This window comes from Achromobacter sp. ESBL13 (assembly GCF_036668755.1).
Taxonomy (GTDB): Bacteria; Pseudomonadota; Gammaproteobacteria; order Burkholderiales; family Burkholderiaceae_B; genus Achromobacter.
This window is the reverse complement of sequence record NZ_JAZEVT010000001.1, coordinates 1,942,031-1,963,630: the sequence shown is the minus strand read 5'-3', so window position 1 is coordinate 1,963,630 and position 21,600 is coordinate 1,942,031. Positions and strand designations below refer to the sequence as shown.

Here is a 21,600-nt window from a genome sequence, read left to right as displayed (position 1 = left end):
TTCTTGCCGGCGCGCGCGGCGGCGAACCAAAACCTGTAATCGGGAAAGGGCAAACATGACGGAACTCGTGCATTTTGAATTGGACGCGGACGGCGTGGCGACGCTGACGCTGGATGACCCCGCGACCCGCAACGCGCTGACCGGCAGCGATATCGTGGACCAGATGCTGGCCATCTTCGCGCGTATCGAGCGCGACCCCGACGTGCGCGTACTGATCCTGACCGCGACAGGCAAGGTGTTTTCATCGGGCGGCAACATCCACGAAATGCAGCGCCAGATCGGGCCGGACGTCGCACCGGCCGCGCTGCGCCAGGAGTATCGGCACGGCATCCAGCGCCTGCCCCTGGCCTTGCACGCGCTTGAAGTGCCCACCATTGCCGCCGTCAACGGCCCGGCGGTCGGCGCAGGTTGCGACCTGGCCTGCATGTGCGATGTGCGCATCGCGGCCGAGTCGGCCACCTTTGCCGAAAGCTTCGTCAAGCTGGGCATCATTCCCGGCGATGGTGGCGCGTGGTTTTTGCCGCGTTTGATCGGCATGGCGCGTGCCGCCGAAATGTCGTTTACCGGCGACGCCATCGGCGCGGCCACGGCGCTGGAATGGGGTCTGGTGTCGCGCGTGGTGCCGGGCCAGGAACTGCTGCCCGCCGCGCGCGCGCTGGCCGGGCGCATGGCGGCCAATTCGCCGCAGGCCGTGCGGCTGACCAAGCGCCTCTTGCGCGAAAGCCAGCATGCGCGGCTGGACGCCTTGCTGGAACTGTCGGCGGCCTATCAGGCGCTGGCCCACAAGACCGACGCGCACGCGGATGCCGTCGCCCAATTCCTTGCGGCGCGGCGGCGCTAGGCCGGCGTTATGATGGAAAACATCACAAGGAGGAAACACCATGAATGAAGTTATCGTCGCATCCGCCGTGCGCACCGCCATTGGCGATTTTGGCGGCGCGCTGAAAGACGTGCCGCCCTCCGACCTGGGCGCAACCGTTATCCGGGCGGCGCTGGAACGCGCCGCCGTCAAGGGCGACGAAGTCGGCCACGTTGCGGTGGGCCACGTCATCAACACCGAACCGCGCGACATGTACCTGTCGCGCGTGGCGGCCATGAACGCCGGCATCGCCAAGGAAACCCCCGCCTTCAACGTCAACCGCCTGTGCGGTTCGGGCTTGCAGGCCATCGTGTCGGCCGCGCAGACCATCATGCTGGGCGATGCCGATATCGCCATCGGCGCGGGCGCCGAAAGCATGAGCCGCGCCCCGTACATCGTGCCCTCGCAACGCTGGGGTGCGCGCATGGGCGACAGCGCCATGCTGGACATGATGACCGGCGCCTTGTCCGACCCCTTCGGCCGCATGCACATGGGTGTCACGGCCGAAAACGTGGCGGCCAAATTCAACATCAGCCGCCAGGACCAGGACGCGCTGGCCGCCGAATCGCATCGCCGCGCCGCCGCCGCCATTGACGCCGGCTACTTCCGCGACCAGATCGTGCCGGTGGTGCAAAAGACGCGCAAGGGCGAAGTCGTGTTCGACACCGATGAGCACGTGCGCCGCGACGTCACGGCCGACACCATGGCGGGGCTGAAGCCGGTGTTTCAGAAAGAGAATGGCACAGTCACGGCGGGCAACGCGTCGGGCCTGAACGACGGCGCGGGCGCGGTGGTGCTGATGAACGCCTCGGTAGCCGCCAAGCGCGGCATCAAGCCGCTGGCGCGCCTGGTGGCCTACGCGCACGCGGGCGTCGACCCCAACATCATGGGCATCGGCCCGGTGCCCGCCACGCAGGCCGCCTTGAAACGCGCCGGCTTGACGGTGGACCAGTTGGACGTCATCGAAGCCAACGAAGCGTTCGCCGCGCAAGCGTGCGCCGTGGCGCGTGAGTTGAAGCTGGACCCCGCCAAGGTGAACCCCAACGGCAGCGGCATCGGCCTGGGCCACCCCATCGGCGCAACGGGCGCGATCATCACCGTCAAGGCGCTGCACGAGCTGCAACGCGTGGGCGGCCGCTATGCGCTGGTGACGATGTGCATCGGTGGCGGCCAGGGCATCGCCGCGATCTTCGAACGCATTTAAGGGTTTGATGTCGGTTCGGCTGCGGTTTTGGGTGCAGCCGAACGACGCAGCCGAACGACGCAGCCGAATGACGCAGCCGAATGACGCAGCCGAATGACGCAGCCGAACGACGCAGCCGAATGATGCAGCCGAATGACGCAGCCGAATGACGCAGCCGAATGACGCAGCCGAATGACGCAGCCCAGCGCCCCGCCTCCCGGCGGGGCGCTTTTGTTTAAGCCGGGCCCAGATAACCCGCCGCCCAGGTCTGGCATTCGGCCCGCAGCAGCTCGCCCATCTTGGCGCGGCGCGGCGCATCCAGCCGGCTGCTGATGGCGCCGAAGCTGAACGCCACCCAGGTCAATTCCGACACCGGAAACGCCACGCCCACGCCCGACACGCCCGGCGTGATCGTGTCCACGATTTCAGAATGCCCCGTCGCGCGCGTCTGCTTGACGGCCTTCATCAACGCCGCGCTGGAGACGCCGATCTGCGCGTAGCCAGGTGCATGCCGCGCATACAGCGCCGCGATCTCTTCGTCGGCCAAACTGGCCATCAACGCCAGCCCGCCCGCGCCCACGCCCAGCAGCCGCCTTTCGCCCTGGTCAATGGTGAACACCTTCACCGGGAACGAGCCTGCCTCGCGCAGCAGGCACAAGGCGTAATCCCCCTGACGGATCACCAGGAACACGGTGTCGCCCGACAATCGGGCGAGCTTCTGCGCGAAGGGGCGCAGCGCATCCAGCAATGGCGTGCGTCGCAACGCCGCAAAACCCAGCTGCATGGAATCCACGCCCAGCCGATAACGCCGCGTGCGCGCGTCGCGTTCGGCGAATTGCTCTTCCAGCAGGCAGCTCAACAGGCGGTGGGCGGTGGACCGTTCCAGCCCCGTTGCGCTCATCACGCCTTGCAGGTCGATGCCGTCTTCCTGATGCTGCGCCAGCACGCGTAACAGGCCTAGCGCGCGCCGCATGCTCTGGGTGCCGCCGGTAGCCATAGACTTGTTCATATTGTGGGAAAAAGTGGTCGAATATTTTGTATTCTAGGATTCCAAGTGCGTTAATTCAATCGAATCGATCCATCGACCCGTGCCATCCGCAAGCGCGGGCGTTGCAAAAGACGAGGAGACTATGGAATACGCCACCCTGGCCGTCGAGCACCACGACTCGATCTGCCGCATCAGCCTGGCGCGCGAATCGGCGCGCAATGCCCAAAGCCAGCAGATGCTGGATGAACTGGACCACGCCCTGACCCAAGCCGAGCAAAACGACGCCGTGCGCGTGGTGGTGTTGGCCGGGCGCGGCGCGCATTTCTCGGCGGGCCACGACTTGAAAGAAGCGCAAGCCAAGCGCGCCGATTTCACCGTGGAAGAACGCTGGGAATACGAGTCGCGCCGCTACTACGGCTATTGCCTGCGCATCTGGGATTTCCCCAAACCCACCATCGCGCAGGTGCAGGGCGCCTGCGTGGCGGGCGGCTTCATGATCGCCAACATGTGCGACCTGGTCGTGTGCGCCGACACCGCCTACTTTTCGGACCCTGTCGGCCACACGCTGGCCGCCGCCGCTACCGAAGTGCTGATTCACCCCTGGGTGATGGGCCTGCGCAAAGCCAAGGAAATGCTCTACACCGGTGAAAAGGTCGACGCGGCCGAGGCGCTGCGCATCGGCATGGTGAACCGCGTGGTGCCCGAGGCCGAACTGGACGAAGCCACGCTGACGCTGGCCCGGCGCATTGCGCAGGCGCCGCCGTTCGGGCTGCGCCTGATCAAGCGCTCGTTGAACCGCACGGCCGATGCGCAAGGCTTTCGCACGGCCTTGTCGGCGCACTTCGACACCCACCAGCTGTCGCACCTTAGTGAAGAGTTCCAGGCCGTGCGCGAACGCGGGCTGGCCCAGGCGATTCAGCGCAACAAGAAGGGCGAAACGGCATGAGGGCCGCGCTGGACTGCCTGCTGGACCCGCGTTCCATTGCCATGATCGGCGCCAGCGCCAACGCCGGCCGCATCGGCGGCATGCCGCTGGAACTGCTGACGCGCTTTGGCTACGCGGGCGGCATCTACCCGGTCAACCCGAAGTACCAGGAAGTGTTCGGCATACGTTGTTGGCCCGACATAGAAGCCGTGCCGGAACCCGTGGACCTGGCCGTGCTGGCGATTGCCGCCGCCGAGGTCACGCCGATGCTGCGCCGCTGCCACGCCCATGGCGTGCGCGCGGCCATCGTGTATGCGGCGGGTTTTGCGGAAGCGGGCGGCGACGGCGCGCGCCTGCAAGCTGAACTGGAAGCGTTCGTGGCGCAAAGCGGCATGGCCGTGGCGGGCCCGAACTGCATGGGCTTTGCCAACTTGAACACGCAGGCGCACACCGCCTTTGCCTCGGTATTCAAGACGGCGCCCGCGCAATCGCGGCCCGGCATGGTCAGCCTGCTGACGCAAAGCGGCAATGTGTGCGCGGCGGTGTACGCCATCGCGCGGCGGCTGGATTTGCCGTTTTCGCACTTCATCAATACCGGCAACGAGGCCTGCCTGGATTTTTCGCAGTACCTGGAATATCTGGCGGCAGACGTGCACACCGAGATTGTGCTGGGCTACATCGAACAATTGCGCGACGGCGAGCGCTTCGTGCGGGCCTGTCAGGAACTTGAACGCCAGGGCAAGCTGCTGATTGCGCTGAAGGCCGGCAGCACGGATAAGGGCGCGGCGGCGGTGCGTTCGCATACGTCGGCGCTGGCGGGCGACAAGCGCGTCTACGCGGCGGCGTTTCGCCAATTGAACGTGATCGAAGCCACCGACTTCGCGCAGATGGCGCAACTGGCCAGCCTGGCCACGCTGCGCCATCGCAGCGCCGGCAAGCGCGTGGCGGTGCTGACGATGTCGGGCGCGCTGGGCGCCATCCTGGCGGACAAGTTCATTGGCGCGGGGCTGGAATTGCCGGACCTGCCCGCCGGCCTGCAAGCCGTGCTGCGCGGCGGCATCCCCGATTACGGCATGGTGGGCAACCCGGTGGACGTGACGGGCAACGTCGTCAACGACCCCGCCTTCGTGCGCACCGTGCTGCAAGCCCTGGCCACCACTGACGCGATTGACGCCGTGGTGGTCTACGCGCCCGGCTACATGCTGGACCGCATGGCCGATGCGCTGGCCGAGGCGTCGCGCCAGCATCAGCGCCTGTTCGTCGCCATCGACACGGGCCTGGCGCAAAGCCGCGCCGCCCTGCGCGAGGCCGAGGTGGCGGTGTTTGAAGACCTGGGGCTGGCCGTGTCCGCGCTGGCGCCGTATCTGTTGTGGTGCGAAGCACGCGGCACGCGCCGCATGGTGCCCATCGACACCACCGTAAACCTCAGCCCCCCCTGCGTGCCCGCGCTGCCCTGCAACGAAGTGGACGCGCGCGCCTACGTGGCCGCGTTCGGGCTGCCGCAGGCGCTTGCCCGCGTGGCACGCACGGCGGAAGACGCGGTGGCCCAGGCGCGCCACGCAGGCTACCCCGTGGCGCTGAAGATACTTAGCGCCGACATTGCGCACAAGACGGAAGCCGGCGGCGTAGCGTTGGGACTGGCGGACGACGCCGCCGTCAGCGCCGCCTTCGACCGGGTGCTGCGCGCGGCCTCGGCCGCGCAACCCGACGCGCGCGTCGATGGCGTGATGGTGCAGAAGATGGAACGCGGCGTCGCGGAGCTGATCGTGGGCGCCACGCGCGACCCTGTCTTTGGCCCCGTGCTGACGGTGGGGCTGGGCGGCGTGCTGACCGAGATCTACCAAGACACCAGCCACCGCTTGCTGCCCGTGGACGAAGCCATCGCCATGCACATGCTGCAAGAACTGAAGGCGTACCCCTTGCTGGACGGTTACCGGGGCAAGCCCCGCGCGGACGTCGGGGCGGCCTGCCGGGCGATTGTCGCCGTGGGCAAGGCGCTGCTGGCCGCGCCCGCGCGGGTGGCCGAAATCGAAGTCAATCCCTTGCTGATCAAAGAGGCGGGACAAGGCGTTGCCGTACTGGACGCGTTGATCCTGCCCGCAACCCCGTAGTGCAACCGCGCGATGCGCGCAACGCATTCCCCAGGAGGAGACAGGCATGAAGAAAAGACAGGTAATAAAAGGGCTGTTGGCCGGCGCGGCGCTGGCCGTGGCTGGCGCAACCACACCCGCGCTGGCGCAGGACGCGTATCCCAATCGGCCGGTGCGCATCGTGGTGCCGTTCTCGCCCGGCGGCGCGGCCGACATCATGAGCCGCCTGCTGGCCGAACGCCTGACCGCCAAGCTGGGCCAGACGGTCATCGTGGAGAACAAGCCGGGCGGCGGCACGATGATTGCGTCCGACTACGTGTCGCGCGCCGCGCCCGACGGCTACACGCTGCTGATGGCCGCGTCTTCGCTGGGCATCGCGCCCAGCATCTACGCCAAGGTCAACTACGACCCCATCAAGGACTTCACACCCGTCAGCCAGGTGGCCTCGGTGGTGCACGTGCTTGAAGTGCACCCGTCGATTCCCGCCAAGAACGTGGGCGAACTCATTGCGTATCTGAAGGCCAATCCGGGCAAGGTCAGCTACGGGTCCGTGGGCGCGGGCAGTTCCACGCACCTGGAAGCCGAACTGTTCAACAGCATGGCGGGCGTGCAGATGGCGCACATTCCGTACAAGGGCAGCGCGCCGGCGCTGAACGATCTGGTGGCCGGGCGTATCCAGGTGATGTTCGACGCCTGGGCCTCGTCCGGGCCCTTCGTCAAGGACGGCAAGCTGCGTGCGCTGGCAGTGACGACCACCAAGCCCTCGGCCTCGGTCCCCGACCTGCCGACGGTGGCGGCTTCCGGCCTGCCAGGCTATTCGGCCATGCCGTGGCTGGGGCTGGTGGCGCCGGCGAACACGCCGCAAGTGGTCGTCGACAAGCTCTATGCGAATCTGGCGCAGATCCTGCAACAGCCCGACGTGAAGGCGCAATTCGTGGGGCTGGGGCTGGATATCATCGGCAGCGACCCCAAGGCGTTCGCGGCGTTCATCCGGCAAGACGTGTCGACCTGGGCCAAGGTCGCGCGCGATTCGAATATCCGATTGGAGTGACCCGCATGGATCGACAGGACAACGCAGCCGCGCGCATCCTGGCCCAGGACGACGCCGCCTTTCGTGCGCAGTTGCGCGCGTGGCTGGCCAAGACCTATGCCGGCTTCGCACGCGGGTGGCCCGGCGGGGCGTGCCCCCGCCACCTGGACTTTCGTCGCGCCTGGGAAGACACCTTGTGTGCCCACGGCTGGTCCGGCCTGGGGTGGCCCATCGAATACGGCGGGCACGGCTTGCCGTTATCGCGCCAGGCCGTATTCCATGAAGAGCATGCGCGTTGCGGCGCGCCGCTGGGCGTGAACCTGATCGGCCATGGCATCCTGGCGCCCACGCTGCTGCACTTTGGCTCCGATGCGCAAAAGCGCCGTTTCCTGCCCGGGATTCTGTCCAACCGCGAGGTCTGGTGCCAGGGCTATTCCGAACCCGGCGCGGGGTCGGACCTGGCCTCGGTACGCACGCGCGCCGAGCCGGTGGCGGGTGGGTACCGGCTGAATGGGCACAAGATCTGGACGTCGTTCGCCGACCGCGCCCAGTGGTGCTTCGTGCTGGCGCGCACCGATGCCAACGTGCCCAAACATAAGGGCTTGAGCTTTCTGTTGGTGGACATGCGCAGCGCGGGCGTCAGGGTCGAGCCCATCCGCCAGATCACCGGCGATGCGGAATTCTGCGAAGTGTTTTTCGAAGATGTGTTCGTGCCGCAAGACCTGTTGCTGGGCGCCGAGAACCAGGGTTGGAAGGTCGCGATGGCCGCCGCCAGCTTCGAACGCGGTACCTACTTCATTCCGCGTCTGGTCCGCTTTTCGCAAGAGCTGCAAGCGGTGCGGCGGCTGGCGCTGCGCCCCGACGCGTCCGGGCTCGCGCCGGCCTCGTGCGCCGACGTGCGTCACCGATGGGCGCGGCTGGCGGCCGACAGCCACGTGCTGGCGTTGAAGTCGCGGCGCGCGCTGGAAGGCGCCATGCGCGGAGATCCGCCCGGGCCGGAAGGCTCGTCCACCAAGATTCATTGGAGCGAGGCGCACCAGCGGTTGCTGGAGCTGTCCTTGCAGATGCTGGGAGAAGGCGCGTGCCTGGAAGGGGCGGGCTACGGCGAGGGCTGCGGCGATGGAGCAGGGATGGCGGGCGCGGTCGGCAATGCGGGTATCGGTGCGCGGCGCAATGCCGGTGTTTTGGCCGATCAAGCCGGTATCGAAGCCGGTATCGAAGCCGGTATCGAAGCCGATTTCAACGCTCGGGCCCAAGCGGATTGCAACATCGATACCGACGCGGACGCGGCAACGTTGACCCACGCCTACCTGTGGTCACGGGCCGAAACCATCCTGGCCGGCACCTCCGAAATCCAACGCAACATCATCGCCGAGCAGATGCTGGGCCTGCCTAAGGCCTAAGGCCCAAAGCCCAAAGCCCAAAGCCTGATCCGAATCAACGCCGACACCATGACTTTTTCCTTGAACGAAGACCAGCGCATGCTGCAAGAATCGGCCGGGCGCTTTCTGGCGGATCGCCATCCGCCCCGCGTGGCGCGCGCCGCCGCGGCGCAGCCGGCCGCCGATCGGCTGGCGCTGTGGCAGGACCTGTGTGAACAAGGGTGGCCCGCACTGCTGGCGCCCGCTGAACAAGACGGCCTGGGCCTGGGGCTGGCCGACGCCTGGGTGGTGGCCGAAGCGGCTGGGCGTCATCTGTTGAGCCTGCCGCTGGTGGCCAACATGGTGGTGCTGCCCACCCTGTGCAAGGCGGGCTTGCCCGAGCCTGCGGCAACCTGGGCGCGCCAAATGATGCTGGGCCAGCGGTATTTCGCGGACGTGGCGCTGCGGCCGGACGGGTCTGCGTTTGTGGAAGGCGCCGGGCTAGGCGTGCCGGGCCTGACCGTGCATTGCCTGGCGCCGGGCGTGTTGCGGCTGGAACGCCACGCGCCCGTGGCGGGCAGGGCAGGGCTGGACCCGACGATGCCCGTCGCAAGCCCGGCGCGTCCCGACGTGCAGGAATCCGTGGACGTGCGGGTGGACGCCGGCCAGTGGCGGCGCTTGAAGACACGGTTGACGTTGCTGCGGTCGGCCGAGCTGCTGGGCGCGGCAAGTGCCGCGCTGGACATGGCGGCGGCGTATGCCCGCGAACGGCGCCAGTTTGACCGCGCCATCGGCGCCAACCAGGCCATCAAACACCGGCTGGCGGACGACTGGATGGCGCTGGACGATGCGCGTCTGGCCGGCCGAGCCGCCGCCGCCGCGCACGATGCCGATGCGCCCTCGGCCGAACGCGACAGCCTTTACGTGCCGCTGTTGGCGGTAGAGGCGGGCCGGCGCGCGGCCCAGAACGCCATCCAGGTGCATGGCGCCCTGGGGATCACCTGGGAATGTGACGCGCACTTGTATCTGAAGCGGGTGTTGCGGCTGGCGGCAAGCCTGCACGCCGACGTGTCGTGCGCGCAGTGGCTGGAGCGCATCTGGGAAGGCGCCGCCGAGGAAAGCGCAGACTTGCCTTGAACCCCCGTGGGCCCGGCGTCCGACCTACAATCGCCGCCATGAATAAATCGAACTTCCCCTCTGAACTGGACCAGCCGACCTTGTCCGAGCTGGATGGCGTGCGCTATCTGCACTTCAACACCCCGTGGGTCCAGGGTGCAATGCACGTCAAGCGTCCGGCTGAACTGGTGCTGGAATACACCGCGCAAATGATGGCCTGGCTGCTGTTCCTGGAACCGCCCAAGGAAGAGTCCATCGGCATGCTGGGCCTGGGCGCGGGGTCGCTGGCGCGATTTTGCGTCAAGCACACGCGTAGCCCGTTGCTGGCCGTGGAATGGAACCCGCGCGTAACCGCCGCCTGCCATATGTTCTTTCGCCTGCCGGGCTCGAACCGGCTGCTGGTCGAACATGCGGACGCGGGCCAGTGGGTGGCCGATCCTGCCAACGCCGGGCGCTGCCCGGTGCTGATGGTCGACCTGTACGACGCCTCGGCCGAAGGCCCGGTGCGCGACAGCGTGAAGTTCTACCGCGACTGTCGCCGCGTGCTGGGCGACGTTGGCGTGGTGGCCGTGAACCTGTTCGGCCGCCACGATAGCTTCGGCAAGAACATCGACAACCTGTCCAAGGCGTTCGACGACCGCGTCGTTTTGCTGCCCGAGGTGGACGCGGGCAACCAGATCGTGCTGGCCTTTTCCGGCCCCCGTCTGGAAGTCACACCCGCCGACCTGCTGGCAAGGGCGGAAGTCGTGGAATCCAAATACGGCCTGCCGGCCCGCCGCTGGGCGCGCGCGCTGACGCGCCATGCCGTGGACGGCGTTCTGCATTTCTGAATCCGTCGGCTGGCGGAACGGGTTTTCCAGGGGTTTACCTTTTTCGCCGGCCGGATTTAACATGGGCTTGTTCATAATTATGAATTACGGCGCTGCCCGCGCCGGCCCCCATGAGCCAACCCATCGTCCGTCAAGCCCTGTACCTGGAAGTCGCGGATCGCCTGCGCGGCATGATTCACGCGCGCGCCCTGGCCAACGGCGAATGGATCGACGAACTTCGGCTGGCGGGCGAAATGGGCATCTCCCGCACCCCTTTGCGCGAGGCATTGAAGGTGTTGGCCACCGAAGGGCTGGTGCGGCTGGAGCCGCGCCGCGGCTGCTTCGTCAATGAGCTGTCCACGCAAGACCTTGAAGACATCTTCCCGCTGATGGCCATGCTGGAAGGGCGCTGCGCCTTCGAAGCCGCCCGCAAGGCCACCGACGATGAACTGGCGGCCCTTGAGCCGCTGCACGCCGAGCTGGCCGGCCATGCTCGCGCCGGCCGCATCGACGCCTACTATCAAACCAATTACCTGATCCACGAAGCCGTCCAGGCGCTGGCCGGCAATCAATGGCTGTCGGACATGGTGGGCAACCTGCGCAAGGTCCTGAGCCTGTCGCGGCACCGCAGCCTGGCGCGCCCCGGGCGCATCCAGCAATCCTGCGCCGAACACCTGGCCATTTTCGATGCGCTGAAAGCGCACGACAGCGAGGCCGCCCAGGCCCTGGCGCACACCCATTTGATGCGGCAGCTGGAAGCGCTGCGCATATTGGCCAATGAAGACGCCGCCGATCCGGCGTTATCCGATCCCATCGTTATCGAGGAGCCCGCCCATGTCCGTACCCGCCAATCTCGCGCCCGCGCGGGGCGCACGCACGCCTGAGCCCGAACCCGAACTGATCGACCCCGCGGCGGCGGCCGAGGGCGCCAGCCTGATGACGCGCTTGGGCAAACTATGGGAACGCGGGCGCCTGCCCAGCGAATCCGAGGTGCGGCGCCTGTTCGAAGCCCGCCTGACCGACGTGGCGGCCAACAAGCTGGCGCGCCGCTGGTGCGAGCAATACAGCGCGGCCGACAGCAAGGACCGCCGGCTGATGCTGGCGGCGCTGGCTCAGGTGCGCGCCACGTACGCGGGCGACGGCGGCGAAGGCACGCGCCTGTTCAAACGCTTCAACGCGCTTCCGCATGGGCTGCGTTTCCTGGTGGATTTGCGCGCCGATATGCTGCGCTGGCGCAAGCAGGTCTCGGGCATCCAGGGGCTGGACAAGGAACTGGAAGGGCTGCTGTCCGCCTGGTTTGACGTGGGCCTGCTGGAATTGCGCCCGCTGACCTGGGATTCGCCCGCGTCGCTGCTGGAAAAACTGATCCTGTACGAAGCCGTGCACGAGATCACCTCGTGGGACGACCTGCGCCGCCGCGTGTCGCCGGACCGCCGCTGCTACGCCTATTTCCATCCGCAGATGCCGGGCGTGCCGCTGATTTTCGTGGAAGTGGCGTTTGCAAGCAGCATGGCCGACAACGTGCAGGTGCTGCTGGACAGCACCTTGCCGCCGCAGGATCTGGACAAGGCGCGCTGGGCCATCTTCTATTCCATTTCGAATACGCAGCCCGGCCTGAAGGGCATCAGCTTCGGCAACTTCCTGCTCAAGCGCGTGGTCGAGCAGCTGCTGGAAGAACTGCCCAAGCTGAAAAACTTTGCCACGCTGTCGCCCATCCCCGGGTTTTCGGATTGGCTGGGCAAGCTGGACGCCGACGCCGTGGAAGCCATCGTGCGCGAAGACAAATCGCGCGCCAAGGACCGCAAGCGCGAAGGGGTGCCGGACGGCCAGCGCTGGGTGTCGCGGCTGGCCAAGGCCGCCGCGCAGGGCAAGGCGTCCGACGTGATCAAACGCGCCGGCTTCCGGCTGGCCGCCACGTATTTGCAATCCATGAAAAACGGCTTGCCGCTGGACCCCGTGGCGCGCTTTCACCTGGGTAACGGCGCGCGTATCGAACGCTTGAACTGGGCGGCCGACACCTCGGTCAAGGGCATGAAGCAGTCTTGCGCGCTGATGGTCAATTACCTATATGACCTGGACGAGCTGGACACAAACCTTGCCCGCTTGGGTGAAGGTAAGCCGCAGGTAAGCCGGGGAGTCGGACGCGTGGCTTGATCGCTTTACAAAGCGGTCGATATCAATAAAAAAAGGGGCAAGGGGACATGACGCAAGACGTGACCGGCCGCGTGCGGCTGGAACGCGAGGGGCCGTTGGCCTGGGTGACGCTATCGCACCCGGGGCGGCTGAACGCGATAACGGTGGGCATGTGGGGCGAGCTTGGCGACGTATTCACGCGCCTGGCCGCCGACAACGCCGTGCGCTGCGTGATCGTGCGGGGCGAAGGCGGCAACTTTGCCGCGGGCGCCGACATCCGTGAATTTCCGGTTCAACGCGCCGACCACGCCAGCGTGCAGCGCTATCACCGCCAGATCCTGGCGCCCGCCTTGCAGGCCGTGGCCAACTGCCCGCACCCCGTCATCGCGCAGATCGAAGGTGTGTGCGTGGGCGGCGGCCTGGAAATCGCCAGCCAGTGCGACTTGCGCATCGCCGGCGCGTCGGCGCGTTTCGGCGTGCCGATCAACCGCCTGGGCTTCCCCATGGCGCCCGATGAAATGCGTGGCCTGCTGGCCCTGGTCGGGCGCGCGGCCACGCTGGCAATTTTGCTGGAAGGCCGGGTCTTCGGTGCCGACGAGGCGCACGGCCTGGGCCTGCTGACGCGCATCGTGCCCGACGAACAGGTGGCCGATGCCGCCCGCCGCAGCGCGGATCGCATCGCCCAGGGCGCGCCCTTGGCCGCCCGCATCAATAAACGCCTGTCGGCCAGGCTTGCCCAAGGGGGCGCCTTGACCGAAGACGAATATCAAGATTATTTCTCCTATGCCGAAAGCCGGGACCACAAGGAAGGCGTGCGCGCTTTCCTGGCCGGCGTAGACCCTTCCTTTTCCGGAGACTGACCAAGGTGAGCAACGCCAACCTCTATGCTGTCCTGCAAGGCGGCTTTCCCAAAGACCGCAGCAAAGTCGCGCTTGAAACGCCCGACCTGCAATACACCTGGGATGACATCGACCGTGCCACCGCGTGCCTGGCCAACCTGCTGACATCGCTGGACCTGCCGGACGGCTCGCGCGTGGCCGTGCAAGTCGAAAAATCGCCGGAAGCGCTGCTGCTGTACCTGGCCACCTTGCGCGCCGGGCTGGTGTACCTGCCGCTGAACACCGCCTACCGCGAAGCCGAGATCGAATACTTCCTGGGCAACGCCGAGCCCGCCGTGGTGGTTTGCGCCAGCAAGAACCTGGACTGGGTGCAACGCGCCGCCGACAAGTCCGGCTGCGCGCACGTCTACACGCTGGACGAAGACCGCACCGGCACGCTGCTGGAGGCGGCCGCCGGCCTGCCGCAAACGTTCAAGACCGTGCAGCGCAAGCCCGACGACCTGGCCGCCATTCTGTATACGTCCGGCACCACCGGCCGCAGCAAGGGCGCGATGCTGTCGCACGGCAACCTGGCCGCCAACGCCCAGGTGCTGCATGAATACTGGGGCTGGCGCGAAGACGACGTGCTACTGCACATGCTGCCCATCTTCCACGTGCACGGCCTGTTCGTGGCGTCGCACGGCGCCTTGCTGGCCGGCGCGAAGATGATCTGGCTGCCCAAGCTGGACGCCGACCAGGCGCTGCATTACCTGCCGCAATGCACGGTGATGATGGGCGTGCCGACGTACTACGTCCGCCTGCTGGCCGACCCGCGCTTTGACCGCGACGTGTGCGCCAACATGCGTCTGTTCATCTCTGGTTCGGCGCCGCTGTTGGCCGAAACGTTTTCCGACTTCAAGGCGCGCAGCGGGCACGCCATCCTGGAACGTTACGGCATGAGCGAAACCGTCATGCTGACGTCCAACCCCTATGATCCCGCCCAGGGCGAACGCCTGGCGGGCACCGTTGGGCGCGCCTTGCCGGGCGTTGAGGTGCGCGTGGTGGACGACGCGGGCGTGCCGCTGGCGCCGGGCGAAATTGGCAATGTGCAGGTGCGTGGCCCCAACGTGTTCTCGGGCTACTGGCGCATGCCGGAAAAAACGCGCGAGGAATTCACCGAAGACGGCTGGTTCAAGACGGGCGACGTCGGCCGCTGGGGCGGCGAATCCGCCGGGCGCGACGTACCCGCCGACACGCTGTCCATCGTCGGGCGCAGCAAGGACCTGATTATCTCGGGCGGCTTCAACGTCTATCCCAAGGAAATCGAAACGCTGATCGACGACATGCCCGGCGTGGCGGAATCGGCGGTCATCGGCGTGCCGCACGCGGACTTCGGCGAAGCCGTCGTCGCGGTGGTCGTGCCCAAGGACGGCGTTTCGCTGGACGCGGGCGCGATGCAGCTGGAGCTGAAGTCGCGCATCGCCAACTTCAAGGTGCCCAAGCGCGTGCATATCGTTGACCAGCTGCCGCGCAACACCATGGGCAAGGTGCAAAAGAACGTGCTGCGCGAGACCTACAAGGCGCTTTGACGCCATGCCAGATGCCGGCCTGCACAGGTCGGCATTTTTTTCTACACAGGAGGGCTTCCGACTCGATCCGACTACGCCTTGCAGTCCTGGCAGCATTCATTCAATAAGAATTTCAAGAGACGAGACGCACACAACCGCGCCGTCCCCGTGATGCAGCAAGAGGAGACATTATGAAAGTTCGCAAGTCCGCCGTGGCCCTATTCGCCGTGGCAGCCCTGGGTTTCGGCGGCACGGCCGCCGCGCAATGGCCAGAGCGCCCCATCACGCTGATCGTTCCGTTCCCCGCAGGCGGCGGCACGGACACCTTCGCCCGCCCGCTGGCCCAGCAACTGACCATGCAATTGGGCCAGACGGTGGTGATCGACAACAAGGGCGGCGCGGGCGGTACCGTAGGCGCGGGCGTTGCCGCCAAGGCCCGGCCCGACGGCTACACCTTCTTCATGGGCGGCGCGCACCACGCGTTGGCCCCGTCGCTGTACAAAAGCCTGAACTACAACATCCAGAAGGACTTCGTGCCGGTCGCGCTGGTGGCGCAGCCGCCGCAGGTGGTGGTGATCAACGCCGGCAAATTGCCGGTCAAGACCTTGCAGGAATTCGTCGATTACGCCAAGAAGCATCCGGGCGAAATCAACTACGGCACTGCCGGCAAGGGCAGCACGCACCATCTGGCGGGCGAGTTGTTCGCCATGCAGACCGGCATCAAGCTGGTGGACGTGCCGTACCAGGGCGCCGGCCCGATGCTGTCCGCGTTGATAGGTGGTCAGGTAGACCTGGCGTTTGATGGGCTGGGTTCGTCGTCCGGACATATACGCGCGGGCGCCATCAAACCCCTGGCCGTGGCCGCCAACGAACGGTCAGCCTCGTTGCCGAACGTGCCGACCGCCGCCGAAGCCGGCGTGCCGAACTACGTCGTGTCGACCTGGTACGCCATCTGGGCGCCGACCGGCACGCCCAAAGAGGCGGTCGACAAGATGGCGGTTGAAATCACCAAGGCGCTGAACACCCCGAAGCTGAAGGAAACCTGGGCCGGCAACGGTTCGGCGGTGCCGACGCTGACGGGCGCCGACTTCGGCAAGTTCGTCGATAGCGAAGTCGACCGCTGGGCCAAGGTGGTGAAAGATTCCGGCGTGAAGCTGGATTGACGCCTTAGCGCCACTCGCTGGCCTGGCTCAGCTTGGCCAACTGGTCATGCGTCAGCGTCAGGCTGGCGGCCTTGACCAGTTCGTCAAGCTGCGCCACCGACGTGGCGCTGACGATGGGAGAGGTGATGCCCGGCTGCGCAATCTGCCAAGCCAGCGCGGCTTGCGCGGGCGTGCAGCCGGCGTCTTCCGAGACCTCGTCCAGCGCCTTCAGGATGCGCAGGCCGCGTTCGTTCAGATAGGTGTCCACGATTTTCTGGCCGCGCGCGCTTTTGCCGGCGTCGGCCGCGCTGCGATATTTGCCGCTGAGAAAGCCGCTTGCCAGCGCGTAATAGTTGATGGTGCCCATCTGCTGCGTTTTCACCAGGCCCTGCAGCCCGGTCTCGAACGCGGCGCGGTTGTACAGGTTGTATTCGGGCTGGATGCTTTCGTAGCGCGGCAGGTCGTGGCGTTCGGCCGCGATCAGCGCTTCCGACAGGCGCACCGCCGTATAGTTTGACGCGCCGATGGCGCGCACCTTGCCCGACTCAATGTGCTTGGCGTATTCGGCCAGCGTGTCGGTCAACGGCGTATCGGGGTCGTCTTGGTGCGACTGGTACAGGTCCACATAATCCGTTTGCAGGCGCGCCAGCGAGGCATCCAGTGAACGCCGGATGTAGGCGGGCGCCAGGCCGCGCGCGTCGGGGCCCATTTCCATGCCGACCTTGGTGGCGATCATCACGCGGTCGCGCTTGCCGGATCGCTTGAGCCATTTACCGATCAGCGTTTCGGATTCGCCACCCTGGTTGCCGGGCACCCAGCGCGAATACACATCGGCCGTGTCGATGAAATTCAGGCCCGCGTCCACCATGGCGTCAAGCAGGGAATAGGCCCCGGCTTCGTCGACGGTCCAGCCGAAGACGTTGCCGCCGAAAGTCAGGGGGGGAACTTGCAGGCCGGAGCGGCCCAGAGCGCGTTTGATCATGGTGAGGCCTTTGGTTTGCGTCCGACGGGCAGCCGTCGGCATGACGATATTTAGTATATTGGCGCCGCGCGCCCCGGCGTGGGGCATGCTTGCCGGCATGCACCATTTCAGGGATTCCCCGCAAATTCTTTTGTCTGGCGGCAAGTTAGACTATATGGCTTTACGGCTGACCGACCGACGGGAAGCCGCCGGCGTAGTTGTAATAACGAACAAAAACCAAGGGTTCAAGGAGCTTACGTATGCTGATCGGAAAAAAACATTTTCTGACGGTTGGCGCCATGGCGCTGGCGATGGCTATCGCCTCACCAGTGTCGGCGCAGCAAAAGTCGGTGGCAATCACGGCCATCGTCGAGCACCCGGCGCTGGACGCCGTGCGTGACGGGGTGCAAGACGCCCTGAAGCAGGCCGGCTATGAATCCGGCAAGAACCTGAAGTGGCAATACCAAAGCGCGCAGGGCAACAACGGCACGGCCGCGCAGATCGCCCGCAAGTTCGTGGGTGATCGCCCCGACGCCATCGTCGCGATCGCCACGCCGTCGGCCCAGGCCGTTGTGGCCGCCACCAAGGACGTGCCCGTGGTGTATTCGGCCGTGACCGACCCCGTGGCAGCGCAGCTGGTCAAAAGCATGGACGCCACCGGCACCAACGTGACCGGCGTGTCGGACATGCTGGCGCTGGAAAAGCAGGTTGAACTCATCAAGAAAATCGTTCCCAACGCCAAGCGCGTGGGCATCGTCTACAACCCGGGCGAGGCCAACTCGGTCGTGGTGGTGAAGAAGTTGCAGGAAATCCTGCCCAAGTCGGGCATGAGCCTGGTCGAAGCCGCCGCCCCGCGTTCGGTTGATGTGGCCTCGGCCGCGCGCAGCCTGATCGGCAAGGTCGACGTCATCTACACCAACACCGACAACAACGTCGTGTCGGCGTATGAATCGCTGGTCAAGGTGGGTAACGACGCGAAGATCCCGCTGATCGCCTCCGACACCGACAGCGTCAAGCGCGGCGGTATCGCGGCGCTGGGCATCAACTACCACGACCTGGGCGTGCAGACGGGCAAGGTGGTCGTGCGCATTCTCAAGGGTGAAAAGCCCGGCGCCATTCCGTCGGAAGTCATCTCGAAGCTTGAGCTCTACGTGAACCCGGGCGCCGCCGCCAAGCAGGGCGTGACGCTGTCGGACGCCGTAATCAAGTCCGCCGCGGTGGTCGTGAAGTAAAGCGGCGCCCGCCAGACCCCGCCACGCCTCCCGGCGTGCGCGGGGTTTTTGTTAAGCTTTTTTCGGGTCGCGCCGCGACCGGGTCCTGCCGTTTTGCTCCCTTTCCTGGCTTTGAACGACGTCGCTTTCCGGCCGGTCCGGCAAGCGCGCGGCTGCTTTGGAACGAAACGCGAGAAAATGACGAACCGGGAAACGTTTGTTGCGAAAGCTCGGGTAAAACTGATGCCCGAACGCAAGAAATCCGACGTTTCAACTCTTTAATATGCACCTTCCTTACCCTGATTGGATTTAACCCATGTCATTGTTCTCGTTGTTAGGCGCGTTGGAGATCGGGCTGATCTTCAGCCTGGTGGCCTTGGGCGTGTTCATCTCCTTTCGCCTGCTGCGCTTCCCCGACCTGACCGTTGACGGCAGCTTTCCGTTGGGCGGCGCCGTCTGTGCCACGCTGATTGCGTCGGGCACCGACCCGTTTTCCGCCACGATCATCGCGACGTTCGCGGGCGCGGTCGCGGGTCTGATCACGGGCATGCTGAACGTGAAGCTCAAGATCATGGACCTGCTGGCCAGCATCCTGATGATGATCGCGCTGTATTCCATCAACCTGCGCATCATGGGCAAGCCCAACGTTCCGCTGATCACCGAACCCACCGTGTTCACCATCTTGCAGCCGGGCTGGATATCCGACTATGTCGCGCGCCCGCTGATCCTGATCGTGATCGTCATTCTGGCCAAGCTGGCGCTGGACTGGTTCTTTGGCACGCAGACCGGGCTGGCCGTGCGCGCCACCGGGTCCAACGGCCGCATGGCCCGCGCGCAGGGCGTCAACACCGGCCGCATGATCATGGGCGGCATGGCGCTGTCCAACGCGCTGGTGGCGCTGGCCGGCGCGCTGTTCGCGCAGACGCAGGGCGGTTCCGATATCTCGATGGGCATCGGCACCATCGTGATCGGCCTGGCCGCGGTGATTGTCGGCGAAAGCATCCTGCCGTCGCGCAAGCTGGTGCTGGCGACGCTGGCCGTCATCATCGGCGCCATCGTCTACCGCTTTTTCATCGCGCTGGCGCTCAATAGCGATTTCATCGGCCTGAAGGCACAAGACCTGAACCTTGTCACCGCGGTGCTGGTCACGATTGCCCTGGTCATCCCGATGCTCAAGCGCCGTATCGTCGGCAAGAAGGGGCGCTGATATGTTGTCCGCAAAAGATCTGAAAATTACCTTCAACGCGGGAACGCCCATCGAAACGCGCGCGCTGCGTGGGCTGTCGCTGGAAATTCCGTCTGGCCAATTCGTGACCGTCATCGGGTCCAACGGCGCCGGCAAGTCCACGTTCCTGAATGCGGTGTCGGGCGACCTGCCGATTGATTCGGGCCGCATCGACATCAACGGCGTGGACGTGACGCGTCAGCCCGTGTGGGCGCGCGCCGGCCGCGTGGCCCGCGTGTTCCAGGACCCCATGGCGGGCACCTGCGAAGACCTGACCATCGAAGAAAACATGGCGCTGGCGCAGATGCGCGGCGTGCGCCGCGGCTATAGCCGCGCGGTCAAGGCGTCGATGAAGGACGGCTTTCGTGAACGTCTGGCCACCTTGGGCCTGGGCCTGGAAAACCGGTTGACCGACCGCATCGGCCTGCTGTCCGGCGGCCAGCGCCAGGCAGTCAGCCTGCTGATGGCGGCCTTGCAGCCGTCGCGCATCCTGCTGCTGGACGAGCACACCGCCGCGCTGGACCCGCGCACCGCCGACTTCGTGCTGCAACTGACGGCGCGCATCGTTGCCGAAAGCCAGCTGACCACGATGATGGTCACGCACAGCATGCGGCAGGCGCTGGACGTGGGCGACCGCACGGTGATGCTGCATCAAGGGCAGGTGGTGCTGGACGTGTCGGGCGATGAACGCCGCGGCATGGACGTGCCGGATCTGCTGGCGATGTTCGAGCGCGTGCGGGGCGAAAAGCTGTCGGACGACGCGTTGTTGCTGGGGTGACAGCCGGCGCTTCCCAGCCCCAGGCGCGGTCCATCAACGCCCGCGCCTGGTGGTGAAAAGCCCTGAACGAAGCGGCTCTGGCCGAAGCGCTCTGGCCGAAGCGCCCTAGATGAAGCGCCCCGGCCGGAACGCTTGGTGGCGCGACGGGTCGGCATTGTCGAACATCAGTTCGCCCAATATCTTCGCCGTGCCCGGCGCCGTGCTGAAGCCTATGTGCTGATGCCCCAGCGCCAGCCATAGCCCCGGGTGCCTGGGCGCCTGCCCGATCATCGGGCGGCTGTCGGGCAGGGTGGGGCGCCGGCCCAACCAGGCGGCGGGGTCCACGCGTACACCCAGCGGGAACGCCTCGCGCGCTCGCGCTTCGGCCAGATCCAGTTGCGTCGTGCACGGCGCGGCGTCGCAGGCGTCCAGTTCCACGCCCGTGGTCAAGCGCAGCCCGCGCGCCATGGGCGACAGCACATAGCCGCCGCCGGTGTCGTACACCGGTCGCGTCACGCGGGCGCCGTCCTGGCCGCGATAGTGCATGTGATAACCGCGTTCAAACGCCATGGGCAGGTCGATGCCGGTGGTCTTGAGCAGCGCCTTGGACCACGGCCCCAACGCCACCACCAACTGATCGGCGGCCAGGGCTTCCGAGCCTTGGGCCCCTAGCACCGTCCAGCCCTGGGCGTCGCGCCGGATGCCCGTGGCCGTCATTGCCTTGACCGTGCCGCCCGCTTGCCGGAACAGGTCGGCGTATGCGCTGACCACGGCCTGCGGATCGTCAACGGAATACGAACCCTGGATCCACAGCGCACGGTGAAAGATGGGTGACAGCGCGGGTTCCAACGCGGCCAGTTCAACCGGGTCCAGTGTTTGCGTGGGCACCTGGTATTGCGCGAACGTCGTGCGCGCCAACGCGCCGGCGTTCCAGGCGGCCGGGCTGCGGTACAGGAACACCCAGCCGGTGTCGCGCAAACGATGGCGGGCGCCGGCGCCATCCAGCAGCCTCAGGTGTTCGGGGGCGGACAGCCGGATGAGTTCGTCCAGCGCGCGCGTGGTTTCCTTGAACACGGACGGCCGCGCGTTCAGCAAGAAGCGTGAGGCCCAGCCCAGGTTCCGCGCCAGATAGGACGCGCGATACCGGAACTGCACGGTGTTGTTCTTCATCAGCCGGGGCAGCTGGCCCCACAGGCCGGGGTGGTTGAACGGCATCAGCGAACTGCGCGCCAGCACGCCCGCGTTGCCCATCGATGTTTCCATGCCGGGCGCCAGCCGATCGACCAGCGTCACGCGCAAGCCGCGTCGCACCAGCTCCAGCGCGCAGCACACGCCGACGATGCCGGCGCCCAGGACGATGACGTGCTTACCCATGTGTTCTTCTTCGTAGCCCGAATGACGGGCGATTGTAGGGCAGCGGCCGC

19 protein-coding genes are annotated in these 21,600 nt (G+C 66.3%); 16 read left to right on the top strand and 3 right to left on the bottom strand.

The features are described 5' to 3' along the window. Positions 1–55 precede the first annotated feature (55 nt). Positions 56–841, top strand: coding sequence for a crotonase/enoyl-CoA hydratase family protein (locus tag V6F88_RS08755; RefSeq protein ID WP_332608890.1), 786 nt, complete (start codon positions 56–58; stop codon positions 839–841). Between the two features lie 40 nt (positions 842–881). Beyond that, a complete protein-coding gene (bktB, locus tag V6F88_RS08750) occupies positions 882–2,063 on the top strand; it encodes a beta-ketothiolase BktB (protein ID WP_332608889.1) in 1,182 nt (393 codons plus the stop codon). Positions 2,064–2,277: 214 nt separating this feature from the next. On the opposite strand, the gene V6F88_RS08745 is transcribed toward bktB, so the two are convergent. Next, positions 2,278–3,051 (bottom strand): IclR family transcriptional regulator, encoded by a 774-nt coding sequence (locus V6F88_RS08745; protein ID WP_332608888.1) that lies wholly within the window; start codon positions 3,049–3,051, stop codon positions 2,278–2,280. 121 nt (positions 3,052–3,172) lie between these two features. Between V6F88_RS08745 and V6F88_RS08740 the strand changes: the two genes are divergently transcribed. From V6F88_RS08740 to V6F88_RS08690, 11 genes are all read left to right on the top strand, one after another. Next, positions 3,173–3,976, top strand: a complete 804-nt coding sequence (locus V6F88_RS08740) for an enoyl-CoA hydratase (RefSeq protein WP_332608887.1) — start codon at positions 3,173–3,175, stop codon at positions 3,974–3,976. Then, on the top strand, positions 3,973–6,066 hold the full coding sequence (locus V6F88_RS08735; protein WP_332608886.1) for an acetate--CoA ligase family protein: 2,094 nt from the start codon (positions 3,973–3,975) through the stop codon (positions 6,064–6,066). Before V6F88_RS08740 ends, V6F88_RS08735 begins: the two co-directional genes overlap by 4 nt. A gap of 46 nt (positions 6,067–6,112) precedes the next feature. Continuing rightward, positions 6,113–7,096, top strand: a complete 984-nt coding sequence (locus tag V6F88_RS08730) for a tripartite tricarboxylate transporter substrate binding protein (protein WP_332608885.1) — start codon at positions 6,113–6,115, stop codon at positions 7,094–7,096. 5 nt (positions 7,097–7,101) lie between these two features. Beyond that, entirely contained in the window at positions 7,102–8,478 is a 1,377-nt protein-coding gene (locus tag V6F88_RS08725; protein ID WP_332608884.1) for an acyl-CoA dehydrogenase family protein, read from the top strand. A gap of 48 nt (positions 8,479–8,526) precedes the next feature. Further along, positions 8,527–9,573, top strand: a complete 1,047-nt coding sequence (locus V6F88_RS08720) for an acyl-CoA dehydrogenase family protein (protein ID WP_332608883.1) — start codon at positions 8,527–8,529, stop codon at positions 9,571–9,573. Between the two features lie 38 nt (positions 9,574–9,611). Then, complete coding sequence (locus tag V6F88_RS08715; protein ID WP_332608882.1) at positions 9,612–10,382, top strand: spermidine synthase; 771 nt, start codon at positions 9,612–9,614, stop codon at positions 10,380–10,382. A gap of 110 nt (positions 10,383–10,492) precedes the next feature. After that, on the top strand, positions 10,493–11,245 hold the full coding sequence (locus tag V6F88_RS08710; RefSeq protein ID WP_332608881.1) for a GntR family transcriptional regulator: 753 nt from the start codon (positions 10,493–10,495) through the stop codon (positions 11,243–11,245). Then, the gene (locus tag V6F88_RS08705) at positions 11,196–12,515 is read left to right on the top strand and encodes a malonyl-CoA decarboxylase domain-containing protein (RefSeq protein ID WP_332608880.1); all 1,320 of its coding nucleotides are present in this window, start codon (positions 11,196–11,198) and stop codon (positions 12,513–12,515) included. The genes V6F88_RS08710 and V6F88_RS08705 overlap by 50 nt, the downstream gene beginning before the upstream one ends. A gap of 47 nt (positions 12,516–12,562) precedes the next feature. Next, on the top strand, positions 12,563–13,354 hold the full coding sequence (locus V6F88_RS08700; protein WP_332608879.1) for an enoyl-CoA hydratase/isomerase family protein: 792 nt from the start codon (positions 12,563–12,565) through the stop codon (positions 13,352–13,354). A gap of 5 nt (positions 13,355–13,359) precedes the next feature. Further along, positions 13,360–14,901 (top strand): malonate--CoA ligase, encoded by a 1,542-nt coding sequence (locus tag V6F88_RS08695; RefSeq protein WP_332608878.1) that lies wholly within the window; start codon positions 13,360–13,362, stop codon positions 14,899–14,901. A 170-nt stretch (positions 14,902–15,071) separates the two neighbouring features. Continuing rightward, on the top strand, positions 15,072–16,043 hold the full coding sequence (locus V6F88_RS08690) for a Bug family tripartite tricarboxylate transporter substrate binding protein (RefSeq protein ID WP_332608877.1): 972 nt from the start codon (positions 15,072–15,074) through the stop codon (positions 16,041–16,043). Positions 16,044–16,047: 4 nt separating this feature from the next. On the opposite strand, the gene V6F88_RS08685 is transcribed toward V6F88_RS08690, so the two are convergent. Next, positions 16,048–17,004, bottom strand: a complete 957-nt coding sequence (locus tag V6F88_RS08685; protein ID WP_332608876.1) for an aldo/keto reductase — start codon at positions 17,002–17,004, stop codon at positions 16,048–16,050. A gap of 239 nt (positions 17,005–17,243) precedes the next feature. Here V6F88_RS08685 and V6F88_RS08680 point away from each other — a divergent pair, with 239 nt between their 5' ends. The 3 genes from V6F88_RS08680 to V6F88_RS08670 all read left to right on the top strand — a co-directional run bounded on the left by V6F88_RS08680 (position 17,244) and on the right by V6F88_RS08670 (position 20,197). Next, complete coding sequence (locus V6F88_RS08680) at positions 17,244–18,215, top strand: ABC transporter substrate-binding protein (RefSeq protein ID WP_046805434.1); 972 nt, start codon at positions 17,244–17,246, stop codon at positions 18,213–18,215. 295 nt (positions 18,216–18,510) lie between these two features. Continuing rightward, a complete protein-coding gene (locus V6F88_RS08675) occupies positions 18,511–19,401 on the top strand; it encodes an ABC transporter permease (protein ID WP_332608875.1) in 891 nt (296 codons plus the stop codon). Between the two features lies 1 nt (position 19,402). Further along, entirely contained in the window at positions 19,403–20,197 is a 795-nt protein-coding gene (locus V6F88_RS08670) for an ABC transporter ATP-binding protein (protein WP_046805432.1), read from the top strand. A gap of 105 nt (positions 20,198–20,302) precedes the next feature. On the opposite strand, the gene V6F88_RS08665 is transcribed toward V6F88_RS08670, so the two are convergent. Next, positions 20,303–21,550 (bottom strand): NAD(P)/FAD-dependent oxidoreductase, encoded by a 1,248-nt coding sequence (locus V6F88_RS08665; protein ID WP_332608874.1) that lies wholly within the window; start codon positions 21,548–21,550, stop codon positions 20,303–20,305. Positions 21,551–21,600 lie beyond the last annotated feature (50 nt).

What these genes read in the sequence shown, in the direction of transcription:
- V6F88_RS08680 (WP_046805434.1), top strand. Translation starts at nt 17,244, where the DNA reads ATGCTGATCGGAAAAAAACATTTTCTGACGGTTGGCGCCATGGCGCTG.
- V6F88_RS08685 (WP_332608876.1), bottom strand. Translation starts at nt 17,004, where the DNA reads ATGATCAAACGCGCTCTGGGCCGCTCCGGCCTGCAAGTTCCCCCCCTG.
- V6F88_RS08710 (WP_332608881.1), top strand. Translation starts at nt 10,493, where the DNA reads ATGAGCCAACCCATCGTCCGTCAAGCCCTGTACCTGGAAGTCGCGGAT.
- V6F88_RS08725 (WP_332608884.1), top strand. Translation starts at nt 7,102, where the DNA reads ATGGATCGACAGGACAACGCAGCCGCGCGCATCCTGGCCCAGGACGAC.
- V6F88_RS08700 (WP_332608879.1), top strand. Translation starts at nt 12,563, where the DNA reads ATGACGCAAGACGTGACCGGCCGCGTGCGGCTGGAACGCGAGGGGCCG.
- V6F88_RS08755 (WP_332608890.1), top strand. Translation starts at nt 56, where the DNA reads ATGACGGAACTCGTGCATTTTGAATTGGACGCGGACGGCGTGGCGACG.
- V6F88_RS08665 (WP_332608874.1), bottom strand. Translation starts at nt 21,550, where the DNA reads ATGGGTAAGCACGTCATCGTCCTGGGCGCCGGCATCGTCGGCGTGTGC.
- V6F88_RS08745 (WP_332608888.1), bottom strand. Translation starts at nt 3,051, where the DNA reads ATGAACAAGTCTATGGCTACCGGCGGCACCCAGAGCATGCGGCGCGCG.
- V6F88_RS08705 (WP_332608880.1), top strand. Translation starts at nt 11,196, where the DNA reads ATGTCCGTACCCGCCAATCTCGCGCCCGCGCGGGGCGCACGCACGCCT.
- V6F88_RS08690 (WP_332608877.1), top strand. Translation starts at nt 15,072, where the DNA reads ATGAAAGTTCGCAAGTCCGCCGTGGCCCTATTCGCCGTGGCAGCCCTG.
- V6F88_RS08740 (WP_332608887.1), top strand. Translation starts at nt 3,173, where the DNA reads ATGGAATACGCCACCCTGGCCGTCGAGCACCACGACTCGATCTGCCGC.
- V6F88_RS08720 (WP_332608883.1), top strand. Translation starts at nt 8,527, where the DNA reads ATGACTTTTTCCTTGAACGAAGACCAGCGCATGCTGCAAGAATCGGCC.
- V6F88_RS08735 (WP_332608886.1), top strand. Translation starts at nt 3,973, where the DNA reads ATGAGGGCCGCGCTGGACTGCCTGCTGGACCCGCGTTCCATTGCCATG.
- V6F88_RS08675 (WP_332608875.1), top strand. Translation starts at nt 18,511, where the DNA reads ATGTCATTGTTCTCGTTGTTAGGCGCGTTGGAGATCGGGCTGATCTTC.
- V6F88_RS08715 (WP_332608882.1), top strand. Translation starts at nt 9,612, where the DNA reads ATGAATAAATCGAACTTCCCCTCTGAACTGGACCAGCCGACCTTGTCC.
- V6F88_RS08730 (WP_332608885.1), top strand. Translation starts at nt 6,113, where the DNA reads ATGAAGAAAAGACAGGTAATAAAAGGGCTGTTGGCCGGCGCGGCGCTG.
- V6F88_RS08670 (WP_046805432.1), top strand. Translation starts at nt 19,403, where the DNA reads ATGTTGTCCGCAAAAGATCTGAAAATTACCTTCAACGCGGGAACGCCC.
- bktB (WP_332608889.1), top strand. Translation starts at nt 882, where the DNA reads ATGAATGAAGTTATCGTCGCATCCGCCGTGCGCACCGCCATTGGCGAT.